Genomic DNA, 13,902 nt, shown 5'->3' on the forward strand with positions numbered 1-13,902 from the left:
CCGAGAACGACGAAGGGCGGGCCGTCCCGTGGGACGACCCGCCCTCAGCCTCGAGCGATCAGCGCGAGAGCTCGATCGACCCGCCGGGGATCGCGTCGAGCAGTCGGCGCGTGTACGCCTGCTTGGGGTTGCTGTAGACCTCGTCGACCGAGGCGTGCTCGACCAGCTTGCCCTTCTCCATCACCAGCACGTCGTCGGCGATCTGGCGCACGACGGCGAGGTCGTGGGTGATGAACAGGTACGACAGGCCCAGCTCGGCCTGCAGGTCGGCCAGCAGCGACAGGATCTGCGCCTGGACCAGCACGTCGAGCGCGCTGACGGCCTCGTCCAGGATGACCACCTCGGGCTGCAGGGCCAGGGCGCGCGCGATGGCGACGCGCTGACGCTGGCCGCCGGACAGCTCGTTGGGGAACCGGCGCGCGACCGTCCAGGGCAGCGAGACCTTCTGGAGCAGGTCGCGGACCCGCGCCTCGCGCTCGGCCTTCGTGCCGATGTCGTGCGTGAGCAGCGGCTCCTCGATCGCCCGGAAGATCGTGTACTGCGGATCCAGCGAGGCGTACGGGTTCTGGAACACCGGCTGCATCTGCCGGCGCAGGGCCAGCTGCTGCTTCTTGGTGCGCAGGGTGGAGATGTCGACGCCGTCGAACTCCACCGAGCCCGTGGTGGGCTCGAGCAGGTCGAGCACCATCCGCGCGACGGTGGACTTGCCCGAGCCGGACTCGCCCACGATCGCCGTGGTCGTGCCGCGACGCAGCTGGAACGACACGTCGTCGACGGCGACGAAGTCGTTCTTGCGCCACGGGGCCGAGCCGGGGATGTTGAAGACCTTCGTGAGGTGCTTGGCCTCCAGCACGATGTCGGTGCCCGAGCCGAACTCGGGATCGGTCTGGGCGACCTCCCCCGCCAGCTCCTCGGCGGCCTCCTGCGCGTGCTCGCGGACCTCGGCGCGCTGCTGCGACAGCAGCCGCTGCGAGGCCAGCGACGGAGCGCTGGAGATGAGGCGCTTGGAGTACGGGTGCTGCGGCTCCTGGAGGATCTCCAGCGCCGGACCCGACTCGACGACCTGACCCTTGTACATGACGACCAGGTGGTCGGCGCGCTCGGCGGCCAGGCCGAGGTCGTGGGTGATCAGCAGCACGGCGGTGCCCAGATCGGCGGTCAGCTGGTCGAGGTGGTCCAGGATCTGCTTCTGGACGGTCACGTCGAGCGCGCTGGTGGGCTCGTCGGCGATGAGCAGCTTCGGCCGCGCGGCCAGGCCCATCGCGATGAGCGCACGCTGGCGCATGCCGCCGCTGAACTCGTGCGGGTACTGCTTCGCGCGCTGCTCGGCGTCGGGCAGACCCGCCTCCTCCAGCAGCTCGACGACCCGTCGCTCGACGTCGGAGCCCTTGACCACCTCGTTGGCCACGAGGACCTCGGCGATCTGCTTGCCGACCTTGACGAGCGGGTTCAGGTTGCTCATCGGGTCCTGGGGCACCAGGCCGATGCGCGAGCCGCGCAGCGCCAGGATGTCCTTCTTGCTCGCCTTCGCGACGTCCTTGCCGTCGAACAGGATCGAGCCGCCGGTGACATGGCCCGTGCCGGGCAGCAGGTCGATGATGGCGTGCGCGGTGGTGGACTTGCCCGATCCGGACTCGCCCACGATGGCGACGGTCTGGCCCGGGTAGACGGTGAGGTTCGCACCACGGACGGCCGGGATGACCTCCTTGCCCTGGCGGAACGCGACGTCGAGGTCGATGACCTCCAGCAGCGGTGTCGTCATGCGCGGTTCCTCGACTTCGGATCGAGGGCGTCGCTCACGGCGTCGCCCAGCAGGATGAATCCCAGCGAGGTCAGTGCCAGCGCCGAGGCGGGCCAGAACATGACGCCGAGGCGCTGACCGGAGCGCACCTGGTTCTGGGCCGCGGAGATGTCGTTGCCCCACGAGACGATGCTGGTCGGCAGGCCCAGGCCCAGGAACGACAGCGTCGCCTCGGCCACGATGTAGACGCCCAGCGACACGGTCGCCAGGACGATCACGGGCGCCAGGGAGTTCGGCACCACGTGCCCCCACAGGTTGGCCCGGCGGGTCTTGCCGATCGCGCGGGCGGCATCGACGAACTCGAGGTTCTTGACCTCCAGCACGGCACCGCGCGAGATGCGCAGCACCTGCGGCCAGCCGAACGCCGCGAGGGCGAACACCACCGTGAGGATGAAGCCCCAGTAGCCGCGGTCGGGCCACAGGTTGTTGATGATCGACAGGCCGACCAGCGCGCCCAGCAGCAGCGGGATCGCGAAGAAGACGTCGGCGACGCGGGAGATGATCGTGTCGGACCAGCCACCGAAGAAGCCGGCCATGGCACCGAAGATCACGCCCGGGACCGTCACCACGATGGTGCACAGCACGCCCACCAGCACCGAGGCGCGGGCGCCGTAGATCGTGCGGGCGAAGACGTCGTAGCCCTGCTTGTCGAAGCCGGCGATGTGACCTTCGCTGGGGCCCTCGAGGCTGCGGCTCAGGTCGGCGCGGGTCGGGTCGACGTCGGTGAACAGCTGCGGGAAGAGCACGACGATCGTGACGATCGTCAGGATGACGACCGAGACCCAGAAGATCCAGTTCTTGCGGAGGCGCTTCCACGCCTCCTTCCACTGGCTCTCGGGGCTGCGGCTGTCGTCGAAGGAGCCCGTCTCGGCCAGCGGCGTCAGCTCGACGGCGGCGACGAAGCGCTCCTGGCCCGGCAGGGCCTTCGGGGGAATGTCGGTGGGGAACTCAGGCATAGCGGATCCTCGGGTCGAGCCAGGCGTACAGAAGGTCGACGATGAGGCTCATGACGACGTAGATGAGGACCATCACCGTCACGACCGAGACGATCGTGGGGCCCTCCTTCTGCTGGATGGCGCGGAAGGCCAGGTTGCCCAGGCCCGGGATGTTGAAGATGCCCTCCGTCACGATCGCGCCGGCCATCAGCGTGCCGAGATCGGCGCCGAGGTAGGTGACGACGGGGATGAGCGAGTTGCGCAGGACGTGACGGCGGTTGACCTGGCCGTCGGTGAGGCCCTTGGCGCGAGCGGTGCGCACGTGGTCGGCCGTGAGGTTCTCGACCACGGAGGTGCGGGTGAGGCGTAGGACGTACGCGAAGGACACGAGTCCCAGCACGAATGCCGGGATGATCAGGCGGTCCCAGCTGGCGTCTCCGCCGACGGTGACCGGTGCCCAGCCGAGCTTCACACCGAAGATCAGCTGCATCGTGAAGCCGAAGACGAAGATCGGGACGGCGATGACGAGCAGCGAGGCCACGAGCATCGTGGAGTCGAAGAGCTTGCCGCGCTTGAGGCCGGCGTAGAAGCCGGCGGCGATGCCGAGCACGCCCTCGATGACCAGCGCCATCAGCGCGAGCTTGAAGGTCACCGGGATCGTCTCGGCGAGCAGCTCGCTGACGGGACGTCCCGAGAAGGAGACGCCGAGGTCACCCTGAGCGGCGTTGCCCAGGAACAGCAGCCACTGCACCAGGAACGGCTTGTCGAGGTTGTACTGCTGCTCGATCTGGGAGCGAACCGCTTCCGAGACGGGCTTCTCGCCGAACAGGGCCACGATCGGATCTCCCGGCATGGCGAAGACCATGGCGTAGATCAGGAACGTGGACCCGAGCAGCACGGGGATGGCCTGCAGGATTCGCCGGCCGATGTACCACCACATTGTTAGCTACCTCCGGGGCACGAGGGTCGTCCCGTGCGTCGATTAAGCGTACCCGCGTGCCCACGGATCGAGCGCGGGCACGGGGGTGCGTTCGGTCATGAGTGTGGGGCGGCACCGGGTTGGTGCCGCCCCACCTCACGCGAGCATCACTTGGTGATGTTCTGGTATTCCGGCTTGTTCTGCCAGTTGAACTCCACGTTCTCGACACCCTTGGCCGCGACAGCCGCGACGTTGGTGTTCCAGAGCGGGATGGCCGGCAGATCCTTGAACAGGATCTCCTGGGCCTGCGCCAGCAGCTTGGCCATCTCGTCGCCCTCGGCGCTCAGCGCGTCGGACAGGAGCTTGTCGAACTCCTTGTTGGAGTAGTCGCCGTCGTTCGAGCCGGCGCCCGTGCCGAAGACCGGGCCGAGGTAGTTGTAGACCGACGGGTAGTCGGGCTGCCAGCCGGTACGGAACGCGGTGCCGATCGTGCGATCGGTGACCTTGGTGCGCAGCTCGGCGAACGTCGCGTAGGCCTTGGGCTCCGCGTCGATCTCCAGGTTGTTCTTGAGCTGGTTGGTGAGGGCCTCGACCCACTCCTTGTTGCCCGGGCCGTCACCGTTGTACGCGACGACGAACTTGCCCTCGAACGGGGCGATGGCGTCGGCCTCGGCCCAGAGCTTCTTGGCCTCGTCGGCGTCGAACTCCAGGACCTCGGAGCCGGGGATGTCGGCGGTGAACTCGGGCATCAGCTCGGAGCTGAAGTCCTTCGAGGGCGAACGGGTGCCGTCGAAGATCTTGTCGGTGATCTCCTTGCGGTCGATCGCGCGGCTGATGGCCTGGCGACGCAGGTTGCCCTCCTCACCGGAGAAGTGATCGAGCGACTCGGGGATCGTGACCGTGCCGTTGACCGAGCCGGCCGCCTCGAACGCCTGGACCGAGTCGTCGGTCTTGAAGGTCGTCAGGGCGCTCGGCGGAGCCTGGTCGAGGACGTCGAGGTTGCCCGCCTGGACGTCGGAGTAGGCCGAGTCCGGGTTCGTGTAGAACTTGAAGGTCACGCCGCCGTTCTTGGCCTCGCGGTTGCCCTTGTACTCCTCGTTCGGCGTCATGACGGCCTCGACGTTGTTCTCCCACTTGTCGAGCTTGTAGGGGCCGTTGCCGATGGGGGCCTTGCCGAAGGCGTCCATGTCCTCGAACGCGGCCTCGGGCAGCGGGTAGTACGCCGAGTAGCCCAGACGCAGCGGGAAGAGCGCCTCGGGGTTCTTGAGCGTGACCTCGAAGGTCTTCTCGTCGACGACCTTCAGGCCGCTCATCTCGGTGCCCTTGTCGAGGATGACGCCCTCGTCGTCGGTGCCCTCGATCGGGTAGTAGAAGTAGCTCTGCAGCTGGGCGTTCTCGGCGGCAGCGCCGAAGTTCCACGCCTTCACGAAGGACTCGGCGGTGACCGGGGTGCCGTCGGTGAAGCTCCAGTCCTTGAGCTTGATCGTCCAGACCTTGTTGTCGTCGGACTCGATCGACTCGGCGATCTCGAGCTCCTGCGAGCCGTCAGCCTTGTACGAGACGAGACCCGCGTAGATCAGGTCGATGATGTTGCCGCCGCCGACCTCGTTCGTGTTGGTCGTGATCAGCGGGTTCTGGGGCTCGGTGCCGTAGGCGGTGATGACCGCATCGGTCGACTCCGAACCGCCGTTGTCGTCATCGCCGCCGCTCGAGCAGGCCGCCAGGGTCAGGCTGGCGACTGCGGCGAGGGCGACACCTGCGAGGGCTGAACGCCGAGTTCGCATGTATTTCCTCCTGTGAAGGCGTACGTCGGTGAACGTGCATGTGTACGCGTGCTTCATAGGTATCACCTCGGGGGTGCCCCAGCCCACTCCCGACGGCGTACTTCATCGAACTGCAACCAAACGAAAGAACCACTCCCATTGGCACGATCGGGCCATGCCCGAGCACGACGACGGCCCCGCTCCCGGAAGGGAGCGGGGCCGTCGGGCGAGGGCCGATCAGCCCTTGCGCTTGGTGATCTCCTCGGTCGCCTGCGGCAGGACCGACTTGAGGTCGCCCACGACGCCGAAGTCGACGAGCTCGAAGATCGGCGCCTCCTCGTCCTTGTTGACCGCGACGATCGTCTTGGACGTCTGCATGCCGGCGCGGTGCTGGATCGCACCGGAGATGCCGTTGGCGACGTACAGCTGCGGCGACACGGTCTTGCCGGTCTGGCCGACCTGGAACGTGTGCGGCTTCCAGCCCGAGTCCACGGCGGCGCGCGAGGCGCCGACGGCGGCACCGAGGGCGTCGGCCAGGGCCTCGACCTCGGAGAAGTCGCCCCCGGTGCCACGGCCACCGGAGACCACGATGGCGGCCTCGGTCAGCTCGGGACGACCGGTGGAGACACGCGCCTCGGAGGACACGATCTTCACCTGCTTGGCCGACTCGGGGACGTCGAAGGACACGGCCTCGACGGTCCCGGCGCCGGCAGCGGCCTCCGGAGCAGCCGAGTTCGGCTTGACGGCGATGACCGGGGCGCCCTTGGTGACCTGCGCGGCAACGGTGAAGTTGCCGGCGAAGGCCGCCTGGGTGGTGGTGATCGAGCCGCCGTCGACGGCGACGTCGATGGCGTCGGTGATCAGGCCGGCCTCGGACTTGAGCGCGACGCGAGCCGCGATCTCCTTGCCCTCCGAGGTCGACGGGACCAGGACGGCCGCGGGCGACTTCTCGGCGACCAGGGCGGCGAGCGCCTCGGCCTTGGGGGCCACGAGGTACTCGGCGAAGGTGCTGTCGGCGTACGTGTAGATCTTCTCCGCGCCGTACTCGGCCAGGACCGAGGTGTCCGCACTCTGCCCATCAGCGTCGGCGAAGACGACGGCCGAGGCCTCGCCGATGCGGCGGGCGATCGTCAGGAGCTCCAGCGAGGGCTTCGTGACCTTGCCCTGCGGGGCGTCGATCAGAACGAGAACTTCACTCATTGATTCAGGCTCCTACTCACACGAACTTCTTGGACGCGAGGAACTCGACGAGCTTGGTGCCGCCGTCTCCCTCGTCGGTGACGATCTCGCCGGCGGTGCGCGGCGGGCGGGGGGTCGTGGACTCGACCTTGGTCCAGGCGTTGTCGAGGCCGACCTCGGCCGCGTCGACACCCAGGTCGGCGAGCGTCCACTCCTCGACCGGCTTCTTCTTCGCGGCCATGATGCCCTTGAAGGACGGGTAGCGGGCCTCGCCCGTCTGGTCGGTGACCGAGACGACGAGCTTGCCGGTGGCCTCGATCTCCTGCGTGGCGGCATCGCCGTCGCGACGGATCTTGACCGTCTCGCCGTCGACCGAGATCTCCGAGGCGAACGTGATGGCCGGCAGGCCCAGGCGCTCGGCGACCAGCGTGGGCACGACGCCCATGCCGGCGTCGGTGGAGCCCATGCCGAAGAACACCAGGTCGTAGTCGAGCTTCTCGATGGCCTTGGCCAGCACGAGCGACGTCGCGAAGGCGTCGGAGCCCGCGATGGCGTCGTCCTCGACGTGCACGCCGGCGTCGGCGCCCATCTGCAGGGCCTTGCGGACCGCGTCGGAGGCGTCGGCGGGACCGACCGTCAGCACGGTCACCTCGCCGTCGCCGGCCTCGACGACCTGCAGCGCCTGCTCGACCGCGTACTCGTCGAGCTCGGACAGAAGTCCGTCGACGTTCTCACGATCGACAGTGTTATCCGCTTCGAACGTGCGGTCCGCCGTGGCGTCCGGCACGTACTTCACAGCGACAACGATCTTGGTCACGAGGACCCTCCTGTGAATTCGGGGCGCGAGCGACGGTTTGATCACTCGCGAGTTATCGGGTCCACCTTGCCACGCGAAGCCATTCGCGAGTGAGGCGACCCTTCCTGTGGACGATGTTACCGAAAGGTAACCAGCGCGCCCATCCCAGCGGGAGTGGCGTGGGTCACGTGCCGGTGAACGTCGCCTTGCCGGGACCGTTCTCGACGAACGACCGCATGCCGTTCGTCTGGTCCTCGGTGGCGAACAGGCCGCTGAAGCCGGCCCGCTCGATCTCCAGGCCGGTCTGCAGGTCGACCTCCAGACCCCGGTCGACCACGTCCTTCGCGGTGCGCAACGCGATCGCCGGCCCCCCGACGAACTGCGACGCCCACGCGACGGCGCGCTCGTACACCTGCGCCGCGGGCAGGACCTCGTCGACCAGACCCAGCGCGAGCGCCTCGTCGGCACCGACGAACCGGCCCGTGTAGATGAGGTCCTTGGCCTTCGACGGGCCGATCAGGCGCGCGAGGCGCTGGGTGCCGCCGGCGCCGGGGATGATGCCCAGCAGGATCTCGGGCTGGCCGAGCTTCGCGTCGTCGGCGCAGAAGCGCAGGTCGGTGGAGAGCGCGAGCTCGAGGCCGCCGCCGAGCGCGAAGCCCGTGATGGCCGAGACCGTGGGCTTGCCGATCGCGGCGATCGCCCGGGTGAAGTCCTGCAGGAGGTGTCCGTGACGGAACATCTCCTGGTAGCCCATGTCGGCCATCTCCTTGACGTCCGCGCCCGCGGCGAAGACGCGCTCGCCGCCCCACACCACGACCGCGGCGACGTCGTCGCGGCGGTCGGCCTCGCGCGCCGCCTCCAGCAGCTCGGTCTGGACCTGTGCGTCGAGTGCGTTCATCTTGGGCCGGTCGAGGCGGATCGTGCCGACGCCGTCGGTCACCTCGAGTCGGACGAATGCGGCCATGTCAGTGCCTCCTGTGTGGGTTGCGCCCGAGCATAGGACAGCGTCAGGACACCGACCCGACGGCCTGCAGCGCCTCCCCCGACAGCCGGTAGGTGCGCCAGTCCTCGAGGTCGACCGCGCCCAGGGATCGGTAGAACTCGATCGACGGGGTGTTCCAGTCCAGCACCTGCCACTGCAGCCGGCTGTAGCCCCGCTCCACGCACACCCGGGCGAGCTCGGTCAGCAGGGCCTTGCCCAGGCCGCTCCCCCGCTGCGCCGGGTCGACGTAGAGGTCCTCGAGGTGGATGCCGTGGACCCCGTCCCACGTGGAGAAGTTGAGGAACCAGATCGCGGTACCGACGACCGCGCCGTCGGCCTCGGCGACGTGCGCGTAGAGCGCGGGCTGCGTGCCGAACAGCCGCTCGTGCAGCATCTCGTCGGTCAGGACGCACTGCTCCGGGGCCCGCTCGTAGGCGGCGAGGTCATGGACGAGACGCACCATGTCGGGCACGTCGGCGGCGGTGGCGGGGCGGATCCGCGGATCGGTCATGGGCTCGATTCCATCACGGCGGCCGGTAGCCTCGGCCACGTGACCGAGCCCGCCGAGCCCTCTGCCTCCCTGCGCGACGACGACCTCGTCCTCGAGCCCACCTCGGGCGCGGACGACCTGCACGGCTTCGCGGTCGTCTACGGCGGCGACCGCATCGGCACCGTGGCCCTGCAGCATGCCCACGGCAAGGCCGGCCGCCGGCTCGGCTCGATGCGGTGGAACTTCTCCTCCGGTCCCGGCGCGATGGTCGCCAGCCGCGCCCTGCGCATCGCCGTGGAGTACGCGTTCGAGCAGCTGGGCTGGACCCGGATCGAGGCGCGGGTGCCCGCCGACGACCCGCTCGGCCTGCGCGCCGCGTCGATCGCCGGTCTGCGCCGCGAGGGCATCGCCCGCTCCCCCGGCGACGCCGAGGACCTCGTCCTGCTGGGCCGCATCGTCGACGACCCGCCGGCCTTCAGCCGCGAGGGCTTCGTCGCCATCCTCAACGCTGGGCTGCCCCGCAAGCGCGTCATCGGGCAGGGCGTCCTGCGCGACCGCGACGGCCGGGTGCTGCTGTGCGAGCTGACCTACAAGCGCGAGTGGGACCTGCCCGGCGGCGTGGTCGAGGTGGGCGAGAGCCCGGCCACCGGCCTGGTCCGCGAGCTCGAGGAGGAGCTCGGCATCACCGTCGAGGTCAACGGACTCGTGACGATGAACTGGCTGCCGCCGTGGAGCCGCTGGGACGACGCGTGCCTGTTCGTGTTCGACCTCGGGGTCGTCGACGCCGAGCTGGTCGAGCAGATGGTTTTGCAGCGCACCGAGATCGCCGCCGTGCACTGGTGCGACCTCGACCTCGTGCGCGAGCGCGCCACGCTGGCCACGACCGAGCTGCTCGAGTCGCTGGCCGACTCCCCGCTCCCGGCCTACCGCGAGGCCCCGCGCCAGCCCGACCCGGTCCGCGACCAGGCCCGCTGACCTGCGACCCGGCGCCTCAGAAGAGGGCGGCGGCGAGCGAGCGGCGGGCCTGCGCGACGCGCGGGTCGGCCAGGCCCACCACGGTGAACAGGTCGAGCAGGTGCTGGCGCACGCGCTCCCGGTCGTCCTCCGAGGTCCGCTTCACCAGGTCGATGAGGCGCAGGAACGCATCCTCCACGTGGCCACCGGTGACGTCGAGGTCGGCGACGAGCAGCTGCGCGTCGATGTCGTCGGGCGCGTCGGCCGCGGCGCGACGGGCCTCCTGGAGGTCGGCGCCGTCCACCCGCGCGTACAGCTTGGTCGCGGCGAGGCGCTCGGCCACCTCGGCGTCGGCCGGGGACTGCGCGAGCAGGGCCTCGTACTCGGCCACGGCGGCGGCGAAGTCACCGCGGGCGTAGGCCTCGTCGGCGGCGGCGAAGCGCGGGTCGTCCTCCGGCTCCTCCGGGGCCTCGACCTCGGCGCCACCCGACGGCTGGGCGCGGCCGTTGAGGCCGTTCTGCTGGGCGAGGCGCACGAGCTCGTCGAAGAACCGCTTGACCTCGCTGGCGTCGACCGTGCCCTGGAACAGTGGGACGGGACGGCCCTGGACGAGGCCGACCACGAACGGCACGGCCTGCACCTGCAGCGCCTGGGCGATGCCCGGGTTGGTGTCCGCGTCGACCTTGGCCAGCTGCAGCGCGCCCCCGTAGGCGGCGGTGGCCTGCGCGAGGACCTCGTTGAACTCCACGCTCTGCGGCGAGCGCGGGGACCACACCGACAGCACGACGAGGTGCTGCATCGAGGAGTCGACCACCTGCTGGAAGTCGGCCTCGGTGACGTCGATGACGTAGACGGCGCCCTCGGGCGCGGGCGCGCCACCGCCGGCGGCGGGGCGGGGCTGGGCCAGGGAGGACAGGTCGAACGCGCCGGGCTGCGAGAAGCTCATGGGGACAGTCTAGGAAGACGGCTCACAGGCCGCGGATCGGCTCGGTGCGCTCGTCCCCGTCGGGTCCGCCGTCGAGCCGCCGGTCGCGCGAGGCCGACATCAGCCGCTCGCGCCGTCGGTTCTCCTTGTTCACGGCGTTGTTGATCTCGCGGTCGACCGCGAGGATGTCCGGCACGAACTTGATCTCGCGCAGGCCCTGCTCCTGCGCCGCCGACTCGAACACGAAGTGCCCGTATCCGAACACCCGGCCGAGCAGCGGGCGCGTCATGGTCATGTCGAGGATGCGGTTGATGGGCATCGTGGCCACGCGCGCGGTCAGGACACCGCTGAGCCGGACGACCCGCCAGTTCGTGACGACGAAGACGTCGCGCCACTCGACGTAAGCGCGCACGGCGGCCGCGCCGACGACGACGAGGGACAGCAGCCACAGCACCTGCGCCGGGCCGGAGTTCCAGTGGAAGAGCAGGACGAGCAGGCAGCCCGCGGACGCCAGCATCGAGGCGGGCAGCGGCCAGTACACGGCCACGTGCTTGGGCACGATCTGCAGGACGCGCTCGCCGCTGCGGGGATTGAGGCGCTTGTTGAGCGCGACGTGGTGCTCGGGGTCGGGGAACGGCTCGCGCAGGCGTCCCCAGAACCGCGCCGTCACCGGAGGGGGCGCGGTCTCGATCGCCGGACGCTCGGTCATGGCGCCGGCCTAGAAGAGCTCGGCGACGAACACTCCGACCTGCCCGAATGCGCTGATGGCGGCGTCGAAGGCCCCGCGAACGGCCGACGCGGCGTCCTCAGGCGTGCTGAACAGGTAGTAGAGCCCGAAGCCCACCACGAACAGGATCACTGCCTTCTTCACCACGCGCACAGTTCTACCGGACCTGCAACCCGAAATGCGGGACGCCGCGCAGGCGTGTGCGCTACGCGTCGAGATCGGCCAGGAGCGTGTCGGCGGCCGAGAACGGGTCGACGTCGCCCGCGAACGCCCGCGCGGCGAGCGCGTCGAGCTCCTCGCCGCCGTCGAGGACGAACCGTCGCCGGACCTGGTCGAGCGCGATCGCCTGGATCTCGCGGCGGAGCCGATCAGTGCGTCGCCGGGCCAGCTGGCCGGAGGTGCGCAGATGGGCCGCGTGCTCCTGCAGATGGTCGACGAGCTCGGGCACGCCCGTGCCCTCGGTGGCCACGGTGAGGTCGATCGGACGCTTCCAGCCGTCCTGGCGGTCGCTCATCGAGAGCATCGTGCGCAGCTCGCGCCGCGTGGTGGCGGCGCCGTCGCGGTCGGCCTTGTTGACGCAGAAGACGTCACCGATCTCGAGGATGCCCGCCTTCGCGGCCTGGATGCCGTCGCCCATGCCGGGCGCCAGCAGCACGACCGTGGTGTCGGCCAGACCCGCGACCTCGACCTCGGACTGCCCGACGCCAACCGTCTCGAGCAGGACCACGTCGCAGCCGGCGGCGTCGAGGACGCGGATCGCGTGGGGCGTGGCCCACGACAGGCCGCCGAGGTGGCCGCGGCTGGCCATCGAGCGGATGAAGACCTCGGAGTCGGTGGCGTGGTCGGTCATGCGGATGCGGTCGCCGAGCAGCGCTCCCCCGCTGAAGGGCGAGGTGGGGTCGACCGCGAGCACGCCGACGCGCAGGCCCCGGGCGCGCAGCTCGGTGACGAGGGCCGACGTGGTCGTCGACTTGCCCACGCCCGGCGACCCGGTGAGGCCGACGACGTGCGCGCCCCCCACGAGCGGGGCCAGCGCGGCGCTGACCTCACGCAGGTGGTCGGACTCGGTCTCGACGAGGGTGATCAGACGCGCCACCGACCTGGCCTCGCCGGCTTGCGCCCGCGTGACCAGGTCGGTGACGTCGACGTTCCTGGGACTCAACTCCGCAGATTCGGGTGAGGGCCGATCAGGCCTGCGGGACCCGGATGATCAGAGCGTCGCCCTGGCCACCGCCGCCACACAGCGCGGCCGCGCCGGTGCCGCCGCCACGACGCTGCAGCTCGAGGGCGAGGTGCAGGACGATGCGCGCACCGCTCATGCCGATCGGGTGGCCGAGCGCGATCGCGCCGCCGTTGACGTTGACCTTGTCCTGGCTGACGCCCAGCTTGTTGGCCGAGACGATGCCCACGGCGGCGAACGCCTCGTTGAGCTCGAACAGGTCGATGTCGGAGACGGCGATGCCCTCCTTCTGGGCGGCCTTCTCGATCGCGTTGGCCGGCTGCTCCTGCAGCGTGGAGTCGGGGCCCGACACGTTGCCGTGGGCGCCGATCTCGGCGAGCCAGGTGAGGCCGAGCTCCTCGGCCTTGGCCTTGCTCATGACGACCACGGCGCAGGCGCCGTCGGAGATCTGGCTGGCGGTGCCGGCCGTGATCGTGCCCTCCTTGGAGAACGCGGGACGCAGGCGGCCGAGGGACTCGCCGGTGGTGTCGCCACGCACGCCCTCGTCGGCGCTGACGACGACCGGGTCGCCCTTGCGCTGCGGGATCTCGACGGGGACGATCTCGTCGTCGAAGACACCGTTCTTCTGGCCCTCGGCGGCGAGCTGGTGCGAGCGGGCGCCGAACGCGTCCTGCTCCTCACGGGTGAGGGTGTCGGTGGCGGCGTTGCGCTGCTCGGTGAGCGAGCCCATGGCCTGGTCGGTGAGCGCGTCCCACAGGCCGTCGTACTCCATGTGGTCGAGCATCGTGACCTTGCCGTACTTGTGGCCGTCGCGCGAGCCCGTGAGCAGGTGCGGGGCCTGGGTCATCGACTCCTGGCCGCCGGCGACGACGACGTCGTACTCGCCCGCACGGATGAGCTGGTCGGCCAGCGCGATCGCGTTGATGCCCGACAGGCACACCTTGTTGACGGTGATCGCGGGGACGTCGAGCGGGATGCCGCCCTTGAACGCGGCCTGGCGCGCGGGCACCTGGCCGGCTCCGGCTCCGAGGACCTGGCCCATGATCACGTAGTCGACCTGGTCGCCGGTGATGCCGGCCTTGTCCAGGGCGCCCTTGATCGCGATGCCGCCGAGATCGGAACCGGACAGCGACTTGAGGCCGCCCTGCAGTCGACCGATCGGGGTACGGGCCCCGGCGACGATGACGGAAGTGGTCATGAAACGTGCTCCTTCGGTGCGTGCGTTGGGGTCACTGTACCCATGGGACCGGA

At 69.9% G+C, this 13,902-nt stretch carries 14 protein-coding genes; 1 reads left to right on the plus strand and 13 read right to left on the minus strand.

Features of this window, described 5'->3' with window-relative positions:
• Positions 1 to 58: 58 nt before the first annotated feature.
• From BJ975_RS10020 to BJ975_RS10055, 8 genes are all read right to left on the minus strand, one after another.
• Positions 59 to 1,762: a dipeptide ABC transporter ATP-binding protein gene (locus tag BJ975_RS10020; RefSeq protein WP_179425472.1), complete on the minus strand. Its 1,704-nt coding sequence runs from the start codon at positions 1,760 to 1,762 to the stop codon at positions 59 to 61.
• Positions 1,759 to 2,757, minus strand: a complete 999-nt coding sequence (locus BJ975_RS10025; protein WP_179425474.1) for an ABC transporter permease — start codon at positions 2,755 to 2,757, stop codon at positions 1,759 to 1,761. The genes BJ975_RS10020 and BJ975_RS10025 overlap by 4 nt, the downstream gene beginning before the upstream one ends.
• Complete coding sequence (locus BJ975_RS10030) at positions 2,750 to 3,676, minus strand: ABC transporter permease (protein WP_179425476.1); 927 nt, start codon at positions 3,674 to 3,676, stop codon at positions 2,750 to 2,752. The genes BJ975_RS10025 and BJ975_RS10030 overlap by 8 nt, the downstream gene beginning before the upstream one ends.
• Before the next feature lie 146 nt (positions 3,677 to 3,822).
• Entirely contained in the window at positions 3,823 to 5,439 is a 1,617-nt protein-coding gene (locus BJ975_RS10035; protein ID WP_179425478.1) for a peptide ABC transporter substrate-binding protein, read from the minus strand.
• A 216-nt stretch (positions 5,440 to 5,655) separates the two neighbouring features.
• Positions 5,656 to 6,618, minus strand: coding sequence for an electron transfer flavoprotein subunit alpha/FixB family protein (locus tag BJ975_RS10040; protein ID WP_179425480.1), 963 nt, complete (start codon positions 6,616 to 6,618; stop codon positions 5,656 to 5,658).
• A gap of 16 nt (positions 6,619 to 6,634) precedes the next feature.
• Positions 6,635 to 7,414 (minus strand): electron transfer flavoprotein subunit beta/FixA family protein, encoded by a 780-nt coding sequence (locus BJ975_RS10045; protein ID WP_269306191.1) that lies wholly within the window; start codon positions 7,412 to 7,414, stop codon positions 6,635 to 6,637.
• A gap of 163 nt (positions 7,415 to 7,577) precedes the next feature.
• Positions 7,578 to 8,357, minus strand: coding sequence for an enoyl-CoA hydratase/isomerase family protein (locus tag BJ975_RS10050; RefSeq protein WP_179425482.1), 780 nt, complete (start codon positions 8,355 to 8,357; stop codon positions 7,578 to 7,580).
• A gap of 43 nt (positions 8,358 to 8,400) precedes the next feature.
• Complete coding sequence (locus BJ975_RS10055) at positions 8,401 to 8,886, minus strand: GNAT family N-acetyltransferase (RefSeq protein WP_179425484.1); 486 nt, start codon at positions 8,884 to 8,886, stop codon at positions 8,401 to 8,403.
• Between the two features lie 39 nt (positions 8,887 to 8,925).
• Between BJ975_RS10055 and BJ975_RS10060 the strand changes: the two genes are divergently transcribed.
• The gene (locus BJ975_RS10060; RefSeq protein WP_218845822.1) at positions 8,926 to 9,840 is read left to right on the plus strand and encodes an NUDIX hydrolase; all 915 of its coding nucleotides are present in this window, start codon (positions 8,926 to 8,928) and stop codon (positions 9,838 to 9,840) included.
• A 16-nt stretch (positions 9,841 to 9,856) separates the two neighbouring features.
• On the opposite strand, the gene BJ975_RS10065 is transcribed toward BJ975_RS10060, so the two are convergent.
• The 5 genes from BJ975_RS10065 to BJ975_RS10085 are packed head-to-tail and all read right to left on the minus strand — an operon-like array spanning position 9,857 to position 13,849.
• Positions 9,857 to 10,765: a tetratricopeptide repeat protein gene (locus tag BJ975_RS10065; RefSeq protein WP_179425486.1), complete on the minus strand. Its 909-nt coding sequence runs from the start codon at positions 10,763 to 10,765 to the stop codon at positions 9,857 to 9,859.
• 22 nt (positions 10,766 to 10,787) lie between these two features.
• Positions 10,788 to 11,453 (minus strand): PH domain-containing protein, encoded by a 666-nt coding sequence (locus BJ975_RS10070; protein ID WP_223303418.1) that lies wholly within the window; start codon positions 11,451 to 11,453, stop codon positions 10,788 to 10,790.
• A 9-nt stretch (positions 11,454 to 11,462) separates the two neighbouring features.
• On the minus strand, positions 11,463 to 11,618 hold the full coding sequence (locus BJ975_RS10075) for a hypothetical protein (protein ID WP_179425488.1): 156 nt from the start codon (positions 11,616 to 11,618) through the stop codon (positions 11,463 to 11,465).
• Positions 11,619 to 11,676: 58 nt separating this feature from the next.
• A complete protein-coding gene (meaB, locus tag BJ975_RS10080; RefSeq protein WP_179425490.1) occupies positions 11,677 to 12,633 on the minus strand; it encodes a methylmalonyl Co-A mutase-associated GTPase MeaB in 957 nt (318 codons plus the stop codon).
• 25 nt (positions 12,634 to 12,658) lie between these two features.
• Positions 12,659 to 13,849, minus strand: coding sequence for an acetyl-CoA C-acetyltransferase (locus BJ975_RS10085; protein ID WP_179425492.1), 1,191 nt, complete (start codon positions 13,847 to 13,849; stop codon positions 12,659 to 12,661).
• Between the last annotated feature and the right edge of the window lie 53 nt (positions 13,850 to 13,902).

Source organism: Aeromicrobium tamlense, assembly GCF_013408555.1.
GTDB classification, from domain to species: domain Bacteria; phylum Actinomycetota; class Actinomycetes; order Propionibacteriales; family Nocardioidaceae; genus Aeromicrobium; species Aeromicrobium tamlense.